This window comes from Undibacterium sp. WLHG33 (assembly GCF_049544815.1).
Classification (GTDB): domain Bacteria; phylum Pseudomonadota; class Gammaproteobacteria; order Burkholderiales; family Burkholderiaceae_D; genus Undibacterium.
Map to the genome: position 1 here is coordinate 1,742,556 of NZ_CP186697.1, position 22,974 is coordinate 1,765,529.

The window sequence follows — 22,974 nt, forward strand, 5'->3', positions numbered from 1 at the left end:
AAGAGCATGACGGCACTCATTAATTTATTGGATTTAGATCCTGCGCAGCTCACTGCATATTGCGGCGAGCTGGGTGAGAAGCCGTTTCGTGCAAAACAATTGCAGCGCTGGATTCATCAGTTTGGTGCGAGCAGTTTTGATGAAATGACTGATCTTGCAAAGTCTTTGCGGGAAAAGTTGGCAACGAGAGCGGTGATTGCTGCGCCCGCCGTCATCAGTGATCACACTTCCTCTGATGGCACCCGCAAGTGGCTGGTGGATGTCGGGCAGGGAAATGCTGTTGAAACAGTGTTTATACCTGAAGAAAACCGTGGAACCTTGTGTATTTCTACGCAAGCTGGGTGTGCGGTTAATTGCCGCTTTTGTTCTACTGGTAAGCAAGGATTTAATCGCAATCTGACCGTCGGAGAAATCATTGGTCAGTTATGGATGGCAGAGTTTGAGCTGCGAAAAACAAAAGGCGTGATTCCGGGTCCGAAGGGTGAGCGTCAGATCACGAATGTTGTGATGATGGGAATGGGCGAACCTTTGTTGAATTTTGAACCCACAGTCGCTGCGTTGCGTCTGATGCTGGATGATAATGCATACGGCTTATCCCGTCGTCGTGTCACGGTATCGACCAGTGGTGTTGTTCCCATGATAGATAAGTTGTCGCAAGAGTGCCCGGTTGCGCTGGCGGTTTCTTTGCATGCGTCGAACGATACTTTGCGCGACAGCTTGATACCGCTAAATAAGAAATATCCGTTAAGTGAATTAATGGCTGCGTGTAAACGTTACCTGGAGTTTGCGCCAAGAGATTTTATTACCTTTGAATATTGCATGCTGGATGGTGTGAACGATACGGATATGCATGCCCGTGAACTGGTTCAGCTGGTGAAAAATGTACCTTGCAAGTTTAATCTTATTCCGTTTAATCCTTTTCCGGAGTCAGGCCTGAAGCGTTCTGCGAATCCGAGAATTAAAGCTTTTGCGCAAGTGTTGATGGACGCTGGTATTGTTACGACGACGCGTAAAACGCGCGGTGATGATATTGATGCGGCGTGTGGTCAGCTTGCAGGTGATGTCAAAGACAGAACGCGTGTGCAGGAGCGCATGCAAAAAATGGCGGAATATCAACAGAAGTTTGGCGAAAATTTTGGCAAGATCGTGGAGATCACACAGTGAAAATTTTTGGATTTAGCTTTCGGATGAAACCGGTATTAATTCTTTCCCTGGTTTTATTTGTTTCTGCTTGCGCGTCAAGACATCTTGATACGCGCGCTGACGATTCTGCAGTGTCAGCGGAGAAACTTGACTTGCAAAAGCGTGCCTCTATTCGCATGCAGTTGGCGGTCGGCTATTACCAGCAGGGGCAGCATAAGGTTGCGCTGGAAGAGATAAGGCAGGCGCTGTTGATTTATCCTGATATGGCTGATGCCTATGCGGTCCGCGCAGTCATTTTTATGGATATCGGCGAGAAGCATTTAGCGGAAGACAATTTCTTGCAGGCGTTAAAACTCTCTCCAGGCAATGTTGACGTTGAAAATAATTACGGCTGGTTTCTCTGTCAGAATGGTCGCGAAAAGCAGGGCTTGGCTTACCTTGACCGCGTGTTAAATAATCCGGCTTATACAAATCCGGGAAAAACCTTTAACAATGCAGGTCTTTGTAGTCTGAAGATGAAAGATCCCACCCGTGCTGAGCGGTATTTTATCGAGGGATTTAAACAGGATCCTGCGAATCCGGGCATTAATGCGAATCTTGCCAAGATTTTCTATGATCGCGGTGAGTACAGTCAGGCACGTTTTTATATCAACAGAGTGATCAAGTTTGACGTGCTGACTGCGGATGTTTTGTGGCTTGCTATTAAAATTGAAAAGCGACTTGGGGATGAGGCTGCGATGAGCGGCTACGCGACGCAATTGCGCCGACGTTATCCCGGCTCGCGTGAGTTTGGCCTTTTGCAGCGGGGATCTTTTGATGAGTGAAGTAGGGTTGAATCCGGCATCAGAGGTATTGCCTTCTGCGGGTGAGGTTAAGCCCGTGCTGAGTGTTGTGCAGACTGCCGGTGGTCTGTTGTCTGATGCCCGTGTATTGGCTGGGCTAAGTGTTGAACAGGTTGCGGGACAGCTTAAATTGTCTCCCCGTCAGATTGTCGCGCTTGAAAAGAATGATTTTGAACAGTTGCCGAAGCTGGTAATCGTCCGGGGATTCGTTCGCTCATACGCTAAGCTGCTAAAGCTTGATCCTGCCGTGATCGTTGCTTATTTGCCTGATGAACAAACTGGCCAGGCGCTCGATGCAGGTTTGCAGCCGACATTAGCAACTCCTTTCCAGGAGTCGCGCTCGCCGTTTTTGGGTAGAACTGAGAATAACAATCGCAAATATCTGCTGGCTGCCGCCTTTTTTGCTGTGGCTGCATTGTTGTTTGTGTCGTATCAATATGTTGAGCAATCCTCATTCGTAAAGAATCTTCTCGCCAAGTCGGCGGTTCAGGCTGATGCAGTGCCTGCTTCCGCGAGTTCTGTCGAGGCGACTGCGGCATCCTTACCTGTCGTTGAAAAAATCAGTGCGGTTTCTGTTCCCTCTTCAATTGGTGCCGAGCTTGTCACTGAGCATAATGCTGCTCGTAGTGATCAGGTCAATACATCAGTCGAGATGACTTCGGCCAGCCATGCTGTTGCTGCAATAGCGACATCCAGTGTCGTCGAAAGTGCACCTCAGGTTCAGCCCGCCACTAACGGTAATGATAAGTTGCGTCTGAAATTTCGCCAGGATTCGTGGGTGCAGGTAAAAAGAGAAAATGGCACCGTCCTGACTTCACATCTGGCAAAAGCCGGAACTGAGGAGATATTTGACGTGAGAGAAACTTTGCAACTGAGACTGGGTAATGCCGCGGGTGTTGACGTCTGGTTGCGTGGTAACACAATGGATATCACGGCAGGCAAAGACTCGAATGTCGTGAATTTGATTATCAAGTAAGTATGGAGTCTCTTTTGTCAGAAATTTTGTCTGGCCCACGCCAGAGACGTCTTAGTCGTGCGGCAAGCGTAGTTTATGGGAAGCGTAAAGTTGTGATCGGCGGTGATGCACCGGTTGTTGTTCAGTCGATGACAAACACAGATACGGCTGACGTGATTGCGACCGCGATTCAGATCAAGGAGCTGGCGCGTGCCGGATCAGAACTGGTACGTATTACAGTCAATAATCCTGAAGCTGCCGCGGCAGTCCCGGCGATTCGTGAGCAACTCGATAAAATGGATATTGACGTCCCATTGGTCGGTGATTTTCACTACAACGGTCACACCCTGCTGCAGGATTTCCCAGATTGCGCGCAAGCCCTGTCGAAGTACAGGATTAATCCGGGTAATGTAGGGCAGGGGGCGAAGCGAGAATCTCAGTTTGCTCAGATGATAGAGTTGGCTTGTCGCTACGATAAGCCAGTCCGGATCGGTGTCAACTGGGGGAGCCTGGATCAAACTCTGCTGGCGAGAATTATGGACGAGAATGCCCGCCGTGCTACACCTTGGTCAGCGCAGTCCGTTATGTACGAAGCATTGATTACGTCTGCGATAGAAAATGCGCAGCGTGCAGAAGAACTGGGGCTCGCTGGCGACAAAATTATTTTGTCCTGCAAAGTTTCCGGTGTGCAGGATTTGATTGCGGTTTATCGTGAACTCTCGACACGTTGTGATTATCCTTTGCACCTCGGTTTAACTGAGGCTGGGATGGGAAGTAAAGGGGTCGTTGCTTCTACTGCAGCGCTCTCCGTATTGTTGCAAGAGGGGATTGGTGACACGATACGGATTTCCCTGACACCAGAGCCTGGTGGTGATCGTTGTCGCGAGGTGATCGTTGGGCAGGAAATTTTGCAAACCATGGGTTTGCGAAAATTTACACCGATGGTGATAGCTTGTCCGGGTTGTGGGCGCACCACTTCTACGGTATTTCAGGAGTTAGCCGACGATATCCAGACTTTTCTGCGAGATCAGATGCCCGTCTGGAAGAAGCAGTATCCAGGTGTTGAGGGTATGAATGTCGCTGTTATGGGATGTATTGTGAATGGTCCAGGTGAGTCAAAGCACGCGAATATCGGCATCAGTCTTCCGGGTACTGGAGAGTCGCCTGCTGCACCGGTCTTTATTGATGGGGTAAAAGCAGTGACTTTACGTGGAGATAAGATCGCCGAAGAATTTCAGACAATTGTGCTCGATTATGTCGCGAAACGTTACAGCCCTGCAGTGGTTGAAAGTAACTGAACTGAGTTTCTTATGTCAGAAAATAAAAAAATAGAAAAAATAGTTGGTGTTAAGGGCATGAATGACTTGCTCCCTGACGATTCCGCGCTCTGGGAACTGTTTGAGAATACGGTTCATTCTGTATTAAAGAGTTACGGATTTCAGCAGATTCGTACGCCTATCGTGGAGCCTACGCCGCTTTTTTCCCGTGGTCTTGGCGAGGTAACTGATATCGTCGAAAAAGAAATGTATTCATTTGAAGATTCAATGAATGGCGATAAGTTGACTTTGCGCCCGGAGGGAACTGCAGGTGTGGTGCGGGCTGCGATTGAACACAATCTTGTTTATGAGGGTCCTAAACGTCTTTGGTATTCAGGGCCTATGTTCCGTCATGAAAAACCTCAACGCGGGCGTTATCGTCAGTTTCATCAGGTCGGAGCTGAGGCCTTAGGTTTCAATGGCCCTGATATTGATGCTGAGCTGATTATGCTATGTCAGCGTCTGTGGGATGATCTCGGTTTGCAAAACGTGCGTCTTGAATTGAATTCTATCGGTGATGCAAATGAGCGGAATTTGCACCGCGCCGCTCTGATCAGCTATTTTGAGAGTCACACTGATATTCTTGACGCCGAAGCTAAGCGACGCCTGTATAGCAATCCTTTGCGGATACTCGATACAAAAAATCCGGCCATGCAAGATATGGTCAATGCTGCGCCAAAATTACTGGATTATCTTGGTGCTGAATCGCTGGCACATTTTGAAGGCGTACAAAAAATACTGCGTCATAACAGTATTCCGTTCACGATTAATCCACGTCTAGTGAGAGGGATGGATTACTACAATCGTACCGTTTTTGAATGGGTGACAAGCGAGCTGGGCTCTCAGGGGACTGTGTGCGCAGGTGGGCGATACGACACACTATTTTCAACATTTGGTGGTAAGCCAACTCCGGCATGTGGTTTTGCGATGGGAATTGAGCGACTGATTGAGTTGATGAAGGTTGCCGGTGAAGTTCGCCAGCCGTCGCAATGTGATGTATATCTGGTTCATCAGACAGAGCAAGGACAAATGCAGTCTTTGGTTCTTGGCGAACGATTGCGTGATGCAGGGCTGGATGTTGTGTTACATTGCGCAACCTCGACCGGAGTAGGAAGTTTTAAATCACAAATGAAGAAGGCTGATGCCAGCGGTTGCGCATATGCTGTGATCATCGGTGAAGATGAGGTTGCCAATAATAATGTCGGCATAAAATCCATGCGATCTGATATCGCGGAAAATAATCAGGTCAGTGTCCCGTTTGATGCTGCGGTGGATTATCTGGTAGATCAGATCGCGGGTGCTGGTGAGGACAGTTCTTGCTGCGATGACCCTAACCATATTCATATTAACCATTAATCTTATAAAAAAACATGGCATACGATCTCGAAGAACAAGAGCAACTCGCAACACTGAAAGCAGCGTGGAAACAATACGGTAATTTAATTACATGGGTTCTGATTATTGCGCTTGCGGCCTATGCGGGATGGGTTCAATGGAATAACTATCAGGCAAACCAGGCGGGACAGGCTTCTCAGCTTTATGAAGAATTGCAAAAAGCCGTGACTGCGAAAGACGCAGCGAAGATTCAGCGTGCAGTGAATGATCTGAAAGAGAAGTTTCCGGCGACTGCGTATGCATCAATGGCGGCACTGGTGTCAGCCAAGGCATCGTTTGATGCTAATGATCTGAAAGCAGCAAAAACTCAGCTCCAATGGGTAATAGATACTGGTAAGGGCGAGGAATACAAAGCTTTAGCCCGGGTTCGTCTCGCTGGAGTTTTGCTTGACGAGAAATTGTTTGACGAAGCGTTGAAGCAGTTGTCGGGCGAATTCCCAGCGGAATTGCAGGCAGACGTCGCAGATAGAAAAGGTGATATTTTTGTCGCGCTGGCTAAACTGGATGAGGCGAAGAAATCCTATCAGCTTGCACTGGATAAGACGACAGAAAAAAATTCAGTCAAACAATTAATTCAAATTAAATTGGATGCCATTGGTGGATCTGTTGAGTCAGTAAGTAAATAACGGGAGTGGTTATGCATTTTTCTGCCAAAATAATTTCGGCGGCTGCATTGTGTGTTCTGGCCGGATGTTCTTCTTGGAATCCATTCTCCTCAAAATCTGAAAAAAACGCACCAGCGCCATTGCTGGAGATAAAGCCGACTCTTTCTGTTAAACAGTTATGGTCTGTTCAGGTTGGTTCGTCTCAGAATTACGTATTTTCGCCGGCAATTGTCGGTCAGCAGCTCTATGTTGCAGCGGCTGACGGAACCTTGCTGAAGATTGATGCCGTTACTGGTCGTGCGGACTGGCGTGTGAATGCCGGAGTGCGTCTGACTGGTGGTGTTGGGGCGAATACGAGAACGGTCGTTGTTGCTGGTGATAAAGGTGGATTGTTTGCGTTCGATAATGAAGGCAAGCTGCGTTGGAAAAATCAGGATTCGACAGAAATTTTATCTGCTCCGGTTTTATCTGAGAACCTGGTGGTTGTTCGTAGTATTGACAACAAGATCAGCGCTTATGATGTTGATACCGGCGCCCGGAAATGGGTAGTTGAGCGCAATTTGCCAGCGTTGACATTGCGAGCGTTCCCGGGCTTAGTTGTTGCTGGCGATCAGGTGATTATTGCTTTACCGGGTGGCCGTATGGCTGCCTTATCGCTGGCGAACGGTGGCTTGCGCTGGGAGGCGGTTGTCGGAGAGCCGAAAGGTGCGACGGAGCTCGAGCGTGTTGCTGATGTGTCGGGCTTTCCAGCGATTGTCGGGCGCGATGTCTGCGCTAGTGCTTATCAGGGTCGGGTCGGTTGTTTTGATCTGAACACGGGCGCGCTTCGTTGGGTAAAGAAAATTTCCAGCGAAGTCGGTGTCGGGGTTGATGAGCGCTTTGTTTTTGCTGCGGATGTCAGTGGTGCCGTGACTGCTTATAATCGCGAATCAGGATCAAGCGCTTGGAAAAATGATAAGCTTACTAACCGTCGCTTATCAGCACCTGTTTCTTTTGGTCGTGCCGTTGCTGTCGGCGACCTAGCGGGTTACGTGCATTTTCTCTCCAGAGAAGATGGTTCTTTCATCGGTAGAGTTTCTACTGATGGTAGTCAGATTTTAGCTGCACCTGTTGTGGTCGGCTCCAATCTGATTGTTCAAACAAAATCAGGATCAGTGGTTGCAATCGCAACCCAGTAATATTAAATGAAGCCGGTTATTGCACTTATAGGTCGACCAAATGTCGGCAAATCCACGCTGTTCAATCGGCTTACCCGTTCACGCGATGCTTTGGTGGCTGACTTGCCAGGGCTGACACGCGATCGTCATTATGGCGAGGGGCGTATTGGTGAAAGACCTTTTCTGGTAATTGATACCGGCGGGTTTGAGCCAGTAGCGAAAGATGGTATCTTGCATGAAATGGCAAAGCAGACCAAGCAAGCAGTTGCTGAAGCTGATATCATTATTTTTATCGTCGACGGACGTCAGGGGCTGACACCGCACGATAAAACTATTACAGATTTTCTGCGTAAGTCAGGTCGCTCGGTGATGTTGGTTGTCAATAAAGCTGAGGGTATGAAATATTCTTCAGTAACAGCAGATTTCTATGAGCTTGGACTTGGTGATCCGTATGTGATTTCAGCCGCTCATGGTGACGGTGTTGCTGACCTGGTGGAAGAGTCGCTGAATATTGCGTTTTCTCAACGTCCACCAGAATCAGAACCATCTGAGGAAGATGTTAAGGGTATCCGGATTGCGATTGTCGGACGTCCGAATGTCGGTAAATCGACTTTGGTAAATACTTTGCTTGGTGAAGACCGTGTGATTGCCTTTGACATGCCCGGGACAACGCGTGATTCGATTGAGATTCCGTTCGAGAGGGATGGAAAACATTATTCATTGATTGATACCGCCGGTATTCGCAGACGTGGTAAGGTTTTCGAAGCAATTGAAAAGTTTTCAGTTGTTAAAACCCTGCAATCTGTTTCTGAGGCAAATGTCGTTTTGTTGTTGCTGGATGCACAGCAGGATATTTCTGAACAAGACGCGCATATTGCGGGATTTATTCTTGAATCAGGCCGGGCCCTGGTTGTTGGAGTGAATAAATGGGATGGCTTGCAAAGTGATAGACGCGATGAAATTAAAATGGACATCGAGCGAAAGTTAAATTTCCTCACTTTCGCTAAATTCCATTTCATTTCCGCGCTGAAATCGACAGGTATTGGCCCATTAATGAAATCGATCGATTCTGCTTACGCTGCTGCGATGGCGAATTTATCTACACCAAAATTGACTCGTGCCCTGATTGAAGCTGTTGAACATCAGCAACCTAAACGCAAGGGCTCGATCAGGCCAAAATTGCGTTATGCTCATCAGGGTGGACAAAATCCGCCGATTATTGTCATTCATGGCAATGCGCTGGAGGCGGTCGGTGATGCATACAAACGATACTTGGAAAAGCATTTCAGGGAAACGTTTTCGTTAGTGGGTACGCCTCTGAGAATAGAAATGCGCTCTGGTAAGAATCCGTTTGATAAAACGAAGTAATTAGTTTAAACGGTCTCGCATGATACAGTACCGTGCGAATTGAACTAAAAAACATTACGGATATCTGTAATGTCGGGTGGATTACTTGAAAAATGCAAGATGATCCCAAACTCCTGATCACAACAACACAATGGAGCTGTTATGAGCAACAAAGGGCAACTGTTACAAGACCCGTTTCTGAACGCACTGCGTAAAGAACATATCCCAGTATCTATTTACCTGGTAAATGGTATTAAGTTACAGGGACATATTGAATCTTTCGATCAATATGTCGTGTTGCTGAGAAATACAGTGACGCAAATGGTTTACAAACACGCTATCTCCACTGTAGTGCCTGCGCGTGCTGTGAGTATAAATTCCGAAGCTGAGGCAGAGTAATCTTTGGCTGCTGATCATTTGGATACATGTCTTTAAATATGCGCGCCGCTTTGGTCGGTGTTGATTTCGGCAAAGAAGGTTTTGCTGACAGTCTCGAAGAGCTTTCACTGCTAGCACAATCTGCCGGAGCGGACGTTGTAACGACAATTACTTGCAAAAGGTCTGGTCCAGATGCAGCTTTGTTTATCGGCTCAGGTAAGGCCGATGAGGTGTATGCTGCTGTTACTGATTCTGAGCTTGATCTCGTTATTTTTAATCACGCTTTATCTCCTGCTCAACAAAGAAATCTGGAGCGTCGTCTCAAGATCCGTGTTATTGATCGTACCAGTCTCATTCTTGATATTTTTGCTCAGAGAGCAAAAAGTCATGAAGGTAAGGTACAGGTTGAGCTGGCACAGCTGCAGCATCTTGCGACGCGGTTGATTCGCGGCTGGACCCACCTTGAAAGGCAAAAGGGCGGTATTGGCTTGCGTGGGCCGGGTGAGACTCAGCTCGAGACAGACAGGCGTCTCTTGGGTGAGCGCGTCAAGATGCTCAAAGCAAAGCTGGATAAGTTACGTCAGCAGCGTGAAACCCAGCGTCGATCACGTGATCGCAGTAAAACATTCTCGGTCTCATTGGTTGGTTACACAAATGCAGGTAAGTCAACATTGTTTAATGCGCTGACAAAAGCCGGTGCTTATGCTGCAAATCAGTTGTTTGCAACCCTGGATACAACATCCAGACGTCTCTACCTTGGCGAGGCTGGGAGCGTTGTTATTTCAGATACGGTTGGCTTCATCCGTGAATTGCCTCATCAACTGGTCGCGGCATTCCGAGCCACTCTGGAAGAAACTATTCACGCTGATTTGCTGGTGCACGTGGTTGATGCAAACAGCCCCGTCAGAACAGAGCAAATTTTTCAGGTGAATCAGGTATTGAAAGAGATTGGTGCGGACCATATTCCTCAACTGATTGTGTTTAATAAGATTGATCTGGCTGGTCTGGAACCGTCGGTTGCCTATAATGAATATGGTAAAATCGATCGGGTTTTTTTGAGTGCCCGCACCAGCGCCGGACTAAGTCTGTTACGCGATGCAATCGCTGATTTCGCCTCTGTGAAAGCGCTGCAAATGTCAGATGAAAAATTAACTCCTCAATTTGACGACGTTCGTTTTAATCTCCAGTAGTTCGAACATTACTCATTGGATATCTGAAGAATGATTGGTTCAATTCTAAAAAAAATTGGTGTTACGTTGTCACTGAACGATCCTCAGTGGGGGCGTGGATCAAACAATAATCAAGGCGGTAAGAAACCTGCCGAAACTCCTCCTGACCTTGAGCAGGTCTGGAAAGATCTGAATCAGCGTTTATCGCGTTTTTTAGGGCAAAAAACCGGTGGTGATGGTGGTGGGTTCAACCCAAATTCCTCGACGGCGAAATTTGGCGTCGGTGCGGTCGCGCTCGTTTTTGTTTTTGTCTGGCTGGTCAGCGGTATCTTTATCGTGCAGGAAGGACAGAACGCCGTTGTGACCACTTTCGGAAAGTACAGCCATGTTAATGGTGCGGGTATGAATTGGCGTTGGCCTTATCCGATTCAGAATCACGAAATTGTGAATGTGTCACAGGTTCGTACGATCGAAGTGGGCTATCGTTCGAATGTTAAGAACAAGCAGGCGCATGAGTCTTTAATGCTGACTGATGATGAGAATATTGTGGACATTCAGTTTGCAGTTCAATACAAATTGAAAAGTGCTGCTGAGTGGCTCTATAACAATCGCGACCAGGATGAAATGATCCGCCAGGTTGCAGAAACGGCGATCCGTGAGATTGTGGGGAAAAGCAAGATGGATTTCGTCCTGTACGAAGGGCGAGAAAAAGTGGCCATGGATGTCGGCACTCTGATGCAACAGATATTGGGGCGCTACAAGGCTGGTGTTCAGATCACGAATATCACAATGCAGGGTGTCCAGCCACCAGAGCAGGTGCAGGCTGCATTCGATGATGCAGTCAAAGCAGGTCAGGATAAAGAGCGGCAAAAAAACGAAGGCCAGGCTTACGCCAATGACGTGATTCCAAAGGCGCGCGGTGAAGCTTCACGCACGTTGCAAGAAGCAGAAGGGTATCGGTCACGGATTGTCGCAAATGCAGAGGGTAATGTGTCCCGCTTTAAGCAGGTATTAAGTGAGTATCAGAAGGCACCTGCAGTGACGAGGGACAGGATGTATCTCGAAACGATGCAACAGATTTTTGCGAGCACGAGTAAAGTTCTGATGGATACAAAGCAAAGTAATAATATGATCTATCTGCCTATTGATAAAATGATGGCCTCTGAATCAAATAGCTCTAAGCCAGTTGTGGCTCAGCCAGCTGCGCCAGCCCCGGCAGAGCAGATTCCTTCTGTGGAGATGCGTTACAACAAAGATGGGCGTACCAGAGATACTCGTGATTCACGTGACAGAGAGGTGCGCTGATGAATAAGCTGATTTCATTTTTTACGGCGTTAGTCGCTGCTCTTCTGGTCGCTTATTCAACGATTTTTATTGTCGATCAGAAATCGCATGCCATTGTATTTGCGTTTGGAGAAGTTAAATCGGTCATCAGCGAGCCCGGTCTGCACTTCAAATTACCTCCGCCATTCCAAAATGTTTTGTTGCTCGATAAGCGTATTTTAACGATTGATTCGGCTGAAGCTGACCGTTTTATCACGGCAGAAAAGAAAAACATTCTTGTCGACTCTTATGTGAAATGGCAAATTACTGCACCAAAGCTGTACTATGTGAGCTTTGGTGGTGACGAGAGAAGGGCAAAAGACCGGCTGTCTCAGATCGTAAAAGCCGCACTGAATGATGAAATTACCAAGCGTACTGTTCGTGAGGTGATTTCAGGAGAGCGCGGAAAAGTCATGGAAGCGATCAAAAGTAAAGTGACCGAAGAAGCCAAGCAAATTGGTGTCGATATCATCGACGTTCGTTTGAAACGCGTTGATTATGTTGAGCAGATTAATAATTCTGTTTATGACCGTATGAAATCTGAGCGTCTGCGCGTGGCGAATGAACTTCGTTCTACGGGTTCGGCCGAATCGGAAAAGATCAGGGCTGATGCGGATCGTCAGCGGGTCGTGATACTCGCCGAAGCTTACCGTGAAGCAGAGCAAATGCGCGGTGCGGGTGATGCTGAAGCCTCAAGAATTTATGCACAGGCATTTAGTCAGAATCCAGAGTTCTATAAATTTTACAGAAGCTTGGAGGCATACAAAGCGAGCTTTAAAAATAAGAGTGATGTTGTTGTCGTTGATCCAAGTTCTGAGTTTTTCAAATATTTTAAAGCCCCCGGCAGTTCTGTTAATGCTGGCTCTGCAGCGAAATCTAAGTAATACTTATACATATTCTGATTAAACAGCGATCTGCGTCATTTGGGCGCAGATCGCTGTTTGCCGGATGAGTACTATAAAGTTCAAACTTTCTTTTTTTAATTTTTGATTGTTTTTCATGCCTAACTGGCTCTTACCTGAAAATATTGCTGACGTCTTGCCCTCCGAGGCTCGCAAGATAGAAGATTTGCGACGTGTTTTTCTCGATCATTTCCGTTTGTATGGTTATGAATTAGTCATGCCTCCGTTGCTGGAGTATATTGAGTCTCTTCTGACTGGCGCTGGTCAGGATATGAACTTACGCACATTCAAACTCGTTGATCAGATGTCTGGCCGTACGATGGGGGTTCGTGCAGATATGACGACCCAGGTTGCGCGCATTGATGCCCATCTTTTAAACCGCAGTTCGGTAACCCGTCTTTGCTACGCCGGTAACGTATTACACACAAAGCCATCCGGTTTACATGCAACACGGGAGCCAATCCAGATTGGTGCTGAAATATACGGACACGCAGGACTTGAGGCTGATGCCGAGATCCAGGAGCTGGTACTTGCGTGTTTAAGGTTGGCTGGCATTGAGCAAGTTCGTCTGGATTTGTGCCACGTAGGCGTGTTGCGCGCCATACTGGAAACGGATCCGCTAGCTAAGCAGCAAGAGAACGTTCTGTTTGCTTTGCTGGAATCTAAAGATATTCCAAGTTTAAAAAATATCAGTGAAGGTTTTTCTCCTGAGGTCAAGCAGGCTTTGCTGGTTTTGCCGACTTTATATGGTGATGTGTCTGTGATCGGCCGGGCGCGACAAGAACTGCCGAACTTGGGCGGCGTTATATCTGCACTTTCTGAGCTCGAGTACCTCGCTAATCTGGTTGGTAACGATAAGGTGACGATCGATCTCGCCGATCTGCGAGGCTATCACTATCACAGTGGCGTTATGTTCAGCGCGTTCGTTCCGGGTTTGCCAAATGCCGTTGCACGTGGCGGGCGTTATGATCATGTTGGTGAGGCTTTCGGTCGTTCCAGGCCCGCAACAGGTTTCTCTTTGGATTTGCGTGAGCTTGCGCGTCTGATGCCGGTTGCAGAGAGAAAAGGGGCGATCCGCGCCCCCTGGAGCCGTGACGCAGGATTATTGCTGAAAATAGCGGCGTTACGCAGTGATGGTGAAGTAGTGATTCAAAGCCTCCCGGGACACGAGAATGAACAAGACGAGTTTGACTGCAATCGCGTAGTCGTATTCGATGGTAAACAATGGATTCTTCAAAATGTAGGTTGAGTAATGTCAAACAATAAAATTGCGAAAAATGTCGTCGTCATTGGTACTCAGTGGGGCGATGAGGGTAAGGGAAAAATTGTTGACTGGCTGACAGATCATGCCCAGGGAGTGGTGCGGTTTCAAGGCGGTCACAATGCCGGTCACACGCTGGTGATTGGTGGGCAAAAGACGGCGCTGCAATTAATTCCCTCCGGAATTATGCGTGAAGGAACGGCTTGCTATATCGGTAATGGCGTAGTCTTGTCTGTTCCTGATCTTTTGCGTGAGATTGATAAATTGCAGGCAAACGGTGTGGAGGTTGTTTCCCGTCTCAAAATCTCTGAGGCATGCCCGGTTATTCTTCCTTACCATGCTGCGCTGGATGCGGCTCGTGAAGCAGCTCGCGGTGCCGCAAAAATTGGTACCACGGGTAAGGGAATTGGTCCTGCCTATGAAGATAAAGTTGCACGTCGTGCAATCCGCGTCGCTGATTTATTAAGTGCCGAGCGTTTTGCTGAGAAGTTGAAGGAAAATCTGGATTATCACAATTTTGTGTTAACGAATTATCTCAAGGCGCCAGCGGTTGATTATCAAAAGACACTGGATGATACGCTAGCTTTGGTGCCTCGGATTCGTCCTATGGTTACTGACGTTTCCAGTGCTTTGTATGCTGCTCATAAGGCTGGTGCAAGCCTGCTGTTTGAGGGAGCGCAAGGGAGCTTGCTGGACGTCGATCACGGCACTTATCCTTTTGTTACATCCAGTAATTGTGTTGCTGGTAATGCTGCTGCGGGTACCGGTGTTGGTCCGAACATGCTGCATTACATCCTCGGTATAACTAAGGCCTATACGACGCGCGTTGGTTCCGGTCCTTTCCCTTCTGAGTTGCCGACGGATCAGGGGGTAGGACAGCATCTGGCGAGTGTAGGGCATGAATTTGGTACGGTGACTGGGCGCGCGCGCCGTTGCGGTTGGTTTGATGCAGCATTGCTGAAGCGGTCTGTGCAAATTAATGGCGTGTCAGGTATGTGCCTGACCAAGCTTGATGTATTGGATGGTGTTGAAACGTTGAAGTTGTGTACTGGTTATAAGCTGGGTGGAAAAATCGTTGATATTTTCCCGGTTGGCGCAGAAGAGGCGGCAATGTGCGAGGCGATTTACGAAGAAATGCCTGGCTGGTCAGAGTCGACGGTCGGTGCAAAGAGTATGGAAGCCTTACCTGAGAATGCCCGCAACTACATTAAGCGCATCGAGGCGCTTGTCGGAGTGCCTGTAGATATGGTCTCTACCGGTCCTGACCGTGAAGAGACTATCGTATTACGCCATCCGTTTATCTAAAGGAAAAATAAAAATGAATACACCTGCTTCTACGGATAAAGATCTATGGGTCTCCTGGGATGCCTACCATCGCTCTATTGAGCAATTGGCTCTCAAAGTGCATGAGTCTGGTTGGAAATTTGACCAGGTTTTGTGTCTTGCCCGTGGTGGTCTGCGACCTGGGGATATTTTTTCCAGAATTTTCGACGTTCCTTTGGCGATTCTTTCGACGAGTTCTTATCGAGAGGATGCGGGTACTGTGCAGGGCTCTCTGGATATCGGTAAGTATATTTCGATGACTAAAGGTTCTTTGCAGGGACGCGTTCTGGTTGTCGATGATCTGGTTGACTCTGGCGTGACACTTGAGCGTGTTCTGCATCACTTACGTGAAAATTTCCCAGCAGTGACTGATGTTAAGTCGGCCGTGATTTGGTACAAAGCGTGTTCTTCGGTGGCACCTGATTTTCATCTTGATTATCTTGCGACAAACCCATGGATCCATCAACCATTTGAAGAATATGACAGTATCAGGCCGCATCAATTGAATGCCTGGCTGAAAAAAGGCGAGACTGCCTAATTTCATAAATAAAAAACGGGAGCGATGCTCCCGTTTTTTATTTGCCAGATTTTGCTCAGCTGCTGATTGAAGTTTTTTCTGGAAAAAGAAAAAGCCCGTTGATAAAATCAACGGGCTTTCAGTATTTGGTGCCCACGGAGGGACTCGAACCCCCACACCTTGCGGCACATGGACCTGAACCATGCGCGTCTACCAATTCCGCCACGTGGGCGACAGAAGGCATTATTATAGAGCAACCGCGATTAATTTGCTATGCCTTCAATTAAAATTTTGAATTAGTTTTTGTGTTCGCATATGTGCGATGAAAATCGCTCTTGGAATGAAGAAAGCCCGTTGATAAAATCAACGGGCTTTCAGTATTTGGTGCCCACGGAGGGACTCGAACCCCCACACCTTGCGGCACATGGACCTGAACCATGCGCGTCTACCAATTCCGCCACGTGGGCGACAGAAGGCGCTTATTATAGATTATTTCTGGATTAAGTCAAGAACCTGGTCTGCTTAACAATCGTTAGCTAAATAACGTGCGCTCCGGTAAACTGCACAGATGTCTTGTATATTCGGGGCATGATTTAACTTTTATAGAAATTGACAACATTTGAACAAGCATTTATACACAATTCCGAGTCGCGAAGATATTTTAGGTGTTTTGCGTACAACTAAAGTAAAGCTGACAGCAAATGCTATTGCAGCCAGGCTGGGTGTAAAAACCGAGGAGCTTGATGGTATGACGCGACGATTAAACGCGATGGAGCGTGATGGTCAGATTGCATCTGATAAGTCCGGGCATTTCGTGCTGGCGAATCAGGACAACTTTATTTCTGGTAAGGTCAGCAGCCATCGGGACGGTTACGGCTTCCTGATTCCTGATGATGGCAGCGAAGATTTATTTTTGCCGGAACGGGAAATGCAGAAGGTATTGCACGGTGATCGTGTGACTGCGAGAGTTACCGGCACCGACAGGCGCGGGCGGCTGGAGGGTAGTATCGTTGAGATACTGGAGCGTGCTAATACGCATGTTATTGGTCGCTTATTAAATGAAAATGGTGTTTGGATTGTTGCACCGGAGGATAAACGTTATAGCCAGGATATTTTGCTCGCAGGTTCACCCGGTAAAGCGAAGGCCGGGCAGGTAGTCAGTATAGAGTTGACTGAGCAACCCACCCGTTACGCACAAGCAGTCGGGAAAATTGTCGAGATTCTGGGGGATATCGACGACCCTGGAATGGAGATAGAAATTGCCGTCAGAAAATTTGGTGTTCCTCACGAGTTTTCGGATGCTGCAAAAAAAATGGCAGCAAAATTGCCATCTGAAGTGCAGGCTAAAGACCTGGAAAACAGAGTTGATCTGCGTGACATTCCACTGGTTACGATTGATGGTGAAGATGCGCGTGACTTTGATGACGCGGTTTACTGTGAACCAGTAAAGATCGGGCGCGCCAATGGCCATCGTCTAATAGTTGCTATTGCTGACGTCAGCCACTATGTGACACCGAATGATGCACTGGATGAAGATGCGCTGTTGCGCAGCACATCCGTTTATTTCCCGCGTCGCGTAATTCCGATGTTGCCTGAAAAACTGTCGAACGGATTGTGCTCATTGAATCCCGATGTGGATAGGCTGACGCTGGTATGCGATATGGTGATCACGCAAGACGGTGAGATTAAGGCTTATCAGTTTTATCCGGCGGTAATTCACTCGGCAGCACGGTTTACCTATACTGAAGTAGCTGAAATTCTCGGGAATACGAAAGGAACAGCTGCTGCCAAGCGTATGTTGTTGGTGCCACACCTGAGCAATTTATACGCCGTGTTTCAGTCCTTGTTGAGAGCCCGTCAGGCGCGTGGTGCGATTGATTTTGAAACTACGGAAACGTACATTATCTGTAATGCCGCGGGCAAGATAGAAAAAATCGTTCCACGCACAAGAAATGACGCACATAAGTTGATCGAAGAATGTATGTTGGCCGCCAACGTATGTGCCGCGAATTTGCTTGAAACCTACAAACACCCCGGTACCTACCGGATACATGCTGGTCCTACCAAGGAAAAGCTTACTCAGGTCAGAAATTTTCTGAAACAGGTCGGTTTATTTCTTGGTGGTGGTGACAGCCCAACTGCATCTGATTATGCAGCGTTGCTGGAGAGGGTTAAAGGACGTCCAGACGCACAACTATTGCAGACGATGTTGCTGCGTTCCATGCAGCAAGCGGTATATAGTCCTGACAATATAGGCCATTTTGGCTTGTCTTATGAGGCGTATGCACATTTCACCAGTCCTATCAGACGTTATCCGGATCTGCTGACGCACAGAGCCATCAAGGCTGTTTTGCAAGGAAAGGTTTACGAACCAAAGGGCATTAACCTTAGTTTGTTGAACACTACAGTTTCAAATGCTGCGCGTAAGCAGCAGGCAGCAGATAAAGCCGCGGGTAAAAAGAAGGCTGAGAAAGATCTCACGATCTGGGACGCGTTGGGAACACATTGCTCTGCAAACGAACGTCGCGCCGACGAAGCATCCAGGGACGTAGAAGCATGGTTGAAATGCTACTTCATTAAAAACAAACTTGGTGAAGAGTTTACGGGCACGATTACCGGCGTGACACAATTCGGTATTTTTGTTCAGTTAGACGATATTTTCATCGAAGGCCTGGTCCATATTACCGAGCTAGGTGCTGATTACTTCCAGTTCGACGAAGCCAGACACGAATTGCGCGGAGAGCGCACTGGGAAGCGTTATCAATTGACCGATAAAGTAAAGGTGCTGGTAAGCCGGGTAGATCTTGATGCCCGTAAAATTGATTTGAGCCTGGTTCAAAATGTTTCCGCTAATGCTGCTGTTAGTCGCGGATCTGGAGCTGACAAAAAAAGAAATGCTTCTTCGTTCCCTGTGCCTGCTGGAAAAGTAGTTTCTGGCACAAGACGGGGATCAGTCATTGAGTCTATGGAATTTGAGCGTCCGTCAGGCTCTCGCCCTGCAAAGTCGTCTAAAAAATCCCTTGTTACCGGTAAAAATAAATCGCCGTCCCACGGTAAGTCTGCAGGGAAAACGGCAAAAAAAAGACGTTAAGTTAATTTAGTAAAGAGCAATATGAAAAGTAAAATGATTTTTGGTTTCCACGCGGTGACTTCACGTATTCGTCACGAAGCATCGTCTGTGGAAGAAATTTATGTTGACTCCGGACGCAGTGACAGGCGCATGCAGGAGCTTTTGCATGCGGCTAAATCTGCGGGAATCCGAATCATCCCTGCAGACGATCAGCGTTTATCTAACATCGTTGGTACCCGTCGCCATCAAGGTGTCGTCGCGAAGGCAGGTGAGTTATCCCTGGCACGGAATCTTGATGAGTTATTGGATGCAATTGATGGTCCGCCATTACTACTGGTGCTTGATGGCATCACTGACCCACATAATCTGGGGGCATGTTTGCGTGTTGCTGATGGTGTCGGCGCGCATGCCGTTATTGCACCAAAAGACCGTGCGGTAGGATTGAATGCAACAGCCGCAAAAGTAGCCAGCGGTGCCGCAGAAACCGTACCTTATATCACTGTGACCAATCTGGCCCGCACATTAAGAGAACTGAAAGAGCGGGACATTTTGCTGGTGGGAACATCGGATGACGTGGATCAGACAATCTACGATGTGAACTTTACAGGTGGCAGCGCTCTGGTGATGGGTTCTGAAGGTGAGGGGATGCGCAGACTGACGAGAGAAACCTGCGACGTTCTGGTCAGTATTCCCATGCTCGGTTCTGTTGAGAGCCTGAATGTTTCCGTTGCGTCCGGTGTTTGTTTATATGAAGCGCGGCGCCAGCGTTTAAGTAAATCAGTTTGAATGCCGACTGATACTCGATGTTTTTAAGTGCGCTTCGGCGCACTTTTTCTGAATAAGCTACTATCCTAGCCTGTCTATTTTTTGCACCGTCACATGTTCAGTCATTTTCGTGAAGATATTGCCAGCATTATTAAGAAAGATCCGGCCGCTCGGAATGCATGGGAGGTGATGACTTGTTACCCCGGTTTTCAGGCGATTGTGATGCATCGCTGGGCAAATTGGTGCTGGGTTCATGGACTCAAGTGGTTGGGACGTTTCATCTCTTATATTGCGCGCGTGGTTACCGGCATTGAAATTCATCCCGGTTCTACCATCGGTCGCCGGGTGTTTATCGATCATGGTTTCGGCGTTGTCATCGGTGAGACTGCAGAAATTGGTGATGACTGTACGATTTATCAGGGCGTGACTTTAGGCGGAACATCTTTATCACGCGGCGCAAAGCGGCATCCAACCCTTGAAGCCGGTGTCATTGTCGGTGCAGGAGCCAAGGTGTTGGGGAGTTTTACGATAGGTGCCGGAGCAAAAATCGGTTCTAACTCTGTTGTGCTGAAGCCTGTTCCTGCGGGGGCAACTGCGGTGGGTAATCCTGCGCATATCGTCAAAAAAGAACCCAGTGCAAATGATACGGTCACCGATAGTTTGTTTTCAGCCTATGGCGTTACGCAGAGCAGTGACGATCCGATTTCTAAAGTGTTACATAAGTTGATTGATCACGCGGTGTCGCAACAAGAACAAATTGAAAAATTAACCGCTGCGATTTCTTGTGCCGGGATTGTTTGTGAGCAGGCGACTGAAAAATTAAATCCAGAACAAATTAACAGTCTGGTTGAGTAAACCTATACCTGACTATGGCGCGAGTGTACTAGTGAGTTAAGGCCATTCCGGATCTCAACCGGCAATTCGCTGGCACATATTCCCAAAGGACCTGTTCCTTTGCTGACCAGTTTGTCGGCGGCATTACCGTGTATCCATGTCGCCAGTTGAGCAGCATTAAAACAGTGAAATCCTTGCGCTAACAAGGCGCCGCAGAGGCCTGCCAGCACATCTCCAGTGCCGCCAGTTGCCAATCCCGGATTGCCGCTTGTATTGATACGCAAAGAACCATCAGGGCTTGCGATGATGCTGCCGGCGCCTTTCAGGATTACGACTGCGTTGAATCTCGACGATAACTGTTTTGTAGCAGACAAACGGTTTTGCTGAATTTCTTTTACGGTGCTCCCTAGAAGACGGGCTGCTTCTAATGGATGCGGAGTAAGAACAGATGCAGTGGTTCTGTTACTGAGCTTTTTCTGAAGCGCGTTATCTGCTGCGATCAGATTAAGTGCGTCGGCATCAAGTACCAATGGCGTGCCTGCGTCTAATATTGCATTCAGAATGTCTCTGGCGGCTTCAGAACTCCCCATGCCCGGGCCCGCAACAACTACCCCTGTTGCATACTCTAAGTCTTTCGCATCCCGGCACATAATTTCCGGGTAAGAAGGGTCGTAACTGATTATTGGCTGAATGAATCCGATAAACACTTTACCCGCACCTGAAAATAGCGCACTTCTCGCAGCGAGTACTCCAGCACCTGTCATGCCGTCGGCACCACCGATAATGATGACGTTGCCGTAGCTTCCCTTATGACTGTTCTGTCTACGTTCAGGCATAACGAACTCGAAACTATTCGGGCAATTTAAAACACAACTGCTAATCGGGTAGATATATTCAGGGAGTTCTAAATGACAAACGATGACTTTGCCCGCGTAGTCTTTACCATCGGCCGTGTGTAACCCAGGTTTGTTTCCTATAAATGTCAGCGTATAGTCCGCACGTATCGCGATGTGCTGCTGACCATGCACCACACCGGTATCTGTATCTAATCCGCTGGGAGTATCGAGTGCCAGTACGAGGATACTATTTTTACTGGACAGGGAATTCAGCCTGACAATGACATCGGCGTAGATACCAGTAATTTCTCTGGTAAGTCCTATGCCGAACAGACCGTCTATGATCAGGCTCCAACTTGTGTTTTGGAGCGCAAGAAACTCTTCAGGTGCAATAATTTTTGCGCCTTTGGTGATCGCGTGTTCAAAACAAAAGTGCGCTTCAGGTAAGTATTTTTGAGGATCAGCGCAAAGCAGAATGCTGACGCTGAATCCGTTTGCAGCTAAATTGGCTGCAGTCTCGCAAGCATCACCTCCATTGTTCCCTGGTCCTGCCACAATCAGAACAGGAGCATCGGTTTGTTTTGATAGGGTCATGGCAAAATCAGCGGCAGCTTTTCCCGCTTTTTGCATCAACGATGTACCAAGGCTTCGCTGATTTCCCAGCGTCTCCAGCTGCCTGATTTGTTCTGAGGAAAAGAGTGTTAAGTAGTCAGGCATTGGTTTATCCGTCACATTATTTGTTGTGGGGAGGTCTTAATTGTGGTGTTGAAGCTGATGTGGCCGATGTTCCTAAAGATTGTATCGTTTCCAAACCTTGCTGAAATAAATTTTCAATCGGCAGCAGAAGATACGGCAATATCAAACCTACCATCAGGAAGCCAACGCCGATCGTGATTGGAAAACCGATACCAAATAAATTTAGTTGAGGCGCGGCACGGGTCAGTATTCCAAGTGCAACGTTAATTACAAGCAGCGCTGCCACAATCGGCAATGCCAGCCTGAGTCCTGTGATGAAAATCTGTTCACCCCAGATCACAAGCTTGTGAACATTGAATCCGCTTTGCAGTGTTGTTGATATCGGTATTGTTTTAAAGCTTTCAATCAATGCGCTGAGTAATGCGAGATGCGCATTTGATGTCAGGAAAATCAAGGTTGCCAGCAATACCAGAAATTGCGCAATAGCAGAGGATCGTCCTTGGCTCAGTGGATCAAAAAAAGTAGCAAAACCCAGTCCCATCGTTAATCCCGATACCTCACCGGCCATTTCGACTGCAGCAAAAACAATGCGTATTACAAACCCCATACCCAGACCGATCACGAGTTGCTGGGCGATGATCATTATCCCCGCGAGCGAGACAGGATCAACATCTGGTTGGACAGAAATTGTAGGTGCAACAATGAGCGCAATCATGACTCCGAGAGCTATTTTAATTTGTACCGGAACCGTGTTATTGCCGAATGGAGGGGTGATGGCAATCATCCCCAGAATTCTCGTCAGAGGCCAGATGAACGACGTGATGAGAGCGATTAACTCATTACTGCCGACGGAAAGCATAGCAGATAGTTTATCCGGCCATCGTTGCGATGCTGGTGAATGCTTGTCTCATGTAATCAGTGAGTATGGTCAGCATCCACGGCCCGGCAATAATCAGCGTGACGAAAATGCCGACCAGCTTTGGAATAAAAGAAAGAGTCGTTTCGTTAATCTGGGTTGCCGCTTGAAAGATACTGACTAACAGACCTATTACCAATGCTACCAGCAGCATAGGTGCTGATACCAGTAAAGTCACTTCAATTGCCTGCCTGCCAAGCATCATTACACTATCGGGGGTCATG

At 47.7% G+C, this 22,974-nt stretch carries 21 protein-coding genes and 2 tRNA genes; 18 read left to right on the forward strand and 5 right to left on the reverse strand.

Annotated features, from left to right (window positions below):
- Positions 1-6 precede the first annotated feature (6 nt).
- From rlmN to ACOTSW_RS08055, 15 genes are all read left to right on the forward strand, one after another.
- Positions 7-1,164, forward strand: coding sequence for a 23S rRNA (adenine(2503)-C(2))-methyltransferase RlmN (rlmN, locus tag ACOTSW_RS07985; protein ID WP_423682055.1), 1,158 nt, complete (start codon positions 7-9; stop codon positions 1,162-1,164).
- A 23-nt stretch (positions 1,165-1,187) separates the two neighbouring features.
- On the forward strand, positions 1,188-1,967 hold the full coding sequence (gene pilW, locus ACOTSW_RS07990; protein ID WP_423682057.1) for a type IV pilus biogenesis/stability protein PilW: 780 nt from the start codon (positions 1,188-1,190) through the stop codon (positions 1,965-1,967).
- Complete coding sequence (locus tag ACOTSW_RS07995; protein WP_423682058.1) at positions 1,960-2,961, forward strand: helix-turn-helix domain-containing protein; 1,002 nt, start codon at positions 1,960-1,962, stop codon at positions 2,959-2,961. The genes pilW and ACOTSW_RS07995 overlap by 8 nt, the downstream gene beginning before the upstream one ends.
- 2 nt (positions 2,962-2,963) lie before the next feature.
- Positions 2,964-4,238 (forward strand): flavodoxin-dependent (E)-4-hydroxy-3-methylbut-2-enyl-diphosphate synthase, encoded by a 1,275-nt coding sequence (gene ispG, locus ACOTSW_RS08000; protein WP_423682059.1) that lies wholly within the window; start codon positions 2,964-2,966, stop codon positions 4,236-4,238.
- A 12-nt stretch (positions 4,239-4,250) separates the two neighbouring features.
- On the forward strand, positions 4,251-5,612 hold the full coding sequence (gene hisS, locus ACOTSW_RS08005) for a histidine--tRNA ligase (protein ID WP_423682060.1): 1,362 nt from the start codon (positions 4,251-4,253) through the stop codon (positions 5,610-5,612).
- A gap of 14 nt (positions 5,613-5,626) precedes the next feature.
- On the forward strand, positions 5,627-6,277 hold the full coding sequence (locus tag ACOTSW_RS08010; RefSeq protein ID WP_423682061.1) for a YfgM family protein: 651 nt from the start codon (positions 5,627-5,629) through the stop codon (positions 6,275-6,277).
- An 11-nt stretch (positions 6,278-6,288) separates the two neighbouring features.
- The gene (gene bamB / locus ACOTSW_RS08015) at positions 6,289-7,434 is read left to right on the forward strand and encodes an outer membrane protein assembly factor BamB (protein ID WP_423682062.1); all 1,146 of its coding nucleotides are present in this window, start codon (positions 6,289-6,291) and stop codon (positions 7,432-7,434) included.
- 6 nt (positions 7,435-7,440) lie between these two features.
- Complete coding sequence (gene der / locus ACOTSW_RS08020; protein WP_423682063.1) at positions 7,441-8,781, forward strand: ribosome biogenesis GTPase Der; 1,341 nt, start codon at positions 7,441-7,443, stop codon at positions 8,779-8,781.
- Between the two features lie 141 nt (positions 8,782-8,922).
- Complete coding sequence (hfq, locus tag ACOTSW_RS08025) at positions 8,923-9,159, forward strand: RNA chaperone Hfq (RefSeq protein ID WP_186883535.1); 237 nt, start codon at positions 8,923-8,925, stop codon at positions 9,157-9,159.
- Positions 9,160-9,197: 38 nt separating this feature from the next.
- Complete coding sequence (gene hflX, locus ACOTSW_RS08030) at positions 9,198-10,328, forward strand: GTPase HflX (protein WP_423682279.1); 1,131 nt, start codon at positions 9,198-9,200, stop codon at positions 10,326-10,328.
- 30 nt (positions 10,329-10,358) lie between these two features.
- On the forward strand, positions 10,359-11,612 hold the full coding sequence (gene hflK / locus ACOTSW_RS08035) for an FtsH protease activity modulator HflK (RefSeq protein WP_423682064.1): 1,254 nt from the start codon (positions 10,359-10,361) through the stop codon (positions 11,610-11,612).
- On the forward strand, positions 11,612-12,514 hold the full coding sequence (hflC, locus tag ACOTSW_RS08040; protein ID WP_423682065.1) for a protease modulator HflC: 903 nt from the start codon (positions 11,612-11,614) through the stop codon (positions 12,512-12,514). The genes hflK and hflC overlap by 1 nt, the downstream gene beginning before the upstream one ends.
- A 115-nt stretch (positions 12,515-12,629) precedes the next feature.
- Complete coding sequence (locus ACOTSW_RS08045; protein ID WP_423682066.1) at positions 12,630-13,781, forward strand: ATP phosphoribosyltransferase regulatory subunit; 1,152 nt, start codon at positions 12,630-12,632, stop codon at positions 13,779-13,781.
- 3 nt (positions 13,782-13,784) lie between these two features.
- Positions 13,785-15,098: an adenylosuccinate synthase gene (locus ACOTSW_RS08050; protein WP_423682068.1), complete on the forward strand. Its 1,314-nt coding sequence runs from the start codon at positions 13,785-13,787 to the stop codon at positions 15,096-15,098.
- Positions 15,099-15,111: 13 nt separating this feature from the next.
- Entirely contained in the window at positions 15,112-15,654 is a 543-nt protein-coding gene (locus ACOTSW_RS08055) for a phosphoribosyltransferase (protein ID WP_423682069.1), read from the forward strand.
- Positions 15,655-15,780: 126 nt separating this feature from the next.
- Here the strand turns inward: ACOTSW_RS08055 and ACOTSW_RS08060 are convergent.
- Positions 15,781-15,865, reverse strand: a tRNA-Leu gene (locus ACOTSW_RS08060).
- 150 nt (positions 15,866-16,015) lie between these two features.
- A tRNA-Leu gene (locus ACOTSW_RS08065) sits at positions 16,016-16,100 on the reverse strand.
- 152 nt (positions 16,101-16,252) lie between these two features.
- Between ACOTSW_RS08065 and rnr the strand changes: the two genes are divergently transcribed.
- The 3 genes from rnr to cysE all read left to right on the forward strand — a co-directional run bounded on the left by rnr (position 16,253) and on the right by cysE (position 20,323).
- Complete coding sequence (gene rnr / locus ACOTSW_RS08070) at positions 16,253-18,724, forward strand: ribonuclease R (RefSeq protein WP_423682070.1); 2,472 nt, start codon at positions 16,253-16,255, stop codon at positions 18,722-18,724.
- Between the two features lie 21 nt (positions 18,725-18,745).
- The gene (rlmB, locus tag ACOTSW_RS08075) at positions 18,746-19,489 is read left to right on the forward strand and encodes a 23S rRNA (guanosine(2251)-2'-O)-methyltransferase RlmB (protein ID WP_423682071.1); all 744 of its coding nucleotides are present in this window, start codon (positions 18,746-18,748) and stop codon (positions 19,487-19,489) included.
- A gap of 93 nt (positions 19,490-19,582) precedes the next feature.
- Positions 19,583-20,323, forward strand: a complete 741-nt coding sequence (cysE, locus tag ACOTSW_RS08080; RefSeq protein WP_423682072.1) for a serine O-acetyltransferase — start codon at positions 19,583-19,585, stop codon at positions 20,321-20,323.
- Between the two features lie 2 nt (positions 20,324-20,325).
- Here the strand turns inward: cysE and ACOTSW_RS08085 are convergent, their stop codons facing one another.
- Genes ACOTSW_RS08085 through fliQ form a run of 3 tightly spaced genes read right to left on the reverse strand, consistent with a single transcriptional unit; the run spans position 20,326 to position 22,973 of the window.
- The gene (locus tag ACOTSW_RS08085) at positions 20,326-21,855 is read right to left on the reverse strand and encodes an NAD(P)H-hydrate dehydratase (protein WP_423682073.1); all 1,530 of its coding nucleotides are present in this window, start codon (positions 21,853-21,855) and stop codon (positions 20,326-20,328) included.
- Positions 21,856-21,871: 16 nt separating this feature from the next.
- Entirely contained in the window at positions 21,872-22,693 is an 822-nt protein-coding gene (gene fliR, locus ACOTSW_RS08090; protein ID WP_423682074.1) for a flagellar biosynthetic protein FliR, read from the reverse strand.
- 10 nt (positions 22,694-22,703) lie between these two features.
- Entirely contained in the window at positions 22,704-22,973 is a 270-nt protein-coding gene (gene fliQ / locus ACOTSW_RS08095) for a flagellar biosynthesis protein FliQ (RefSeq protein WP_186883524.1), read from the reverse strand.
- Position 22,974: the final 1 nt, after the last annotated feature.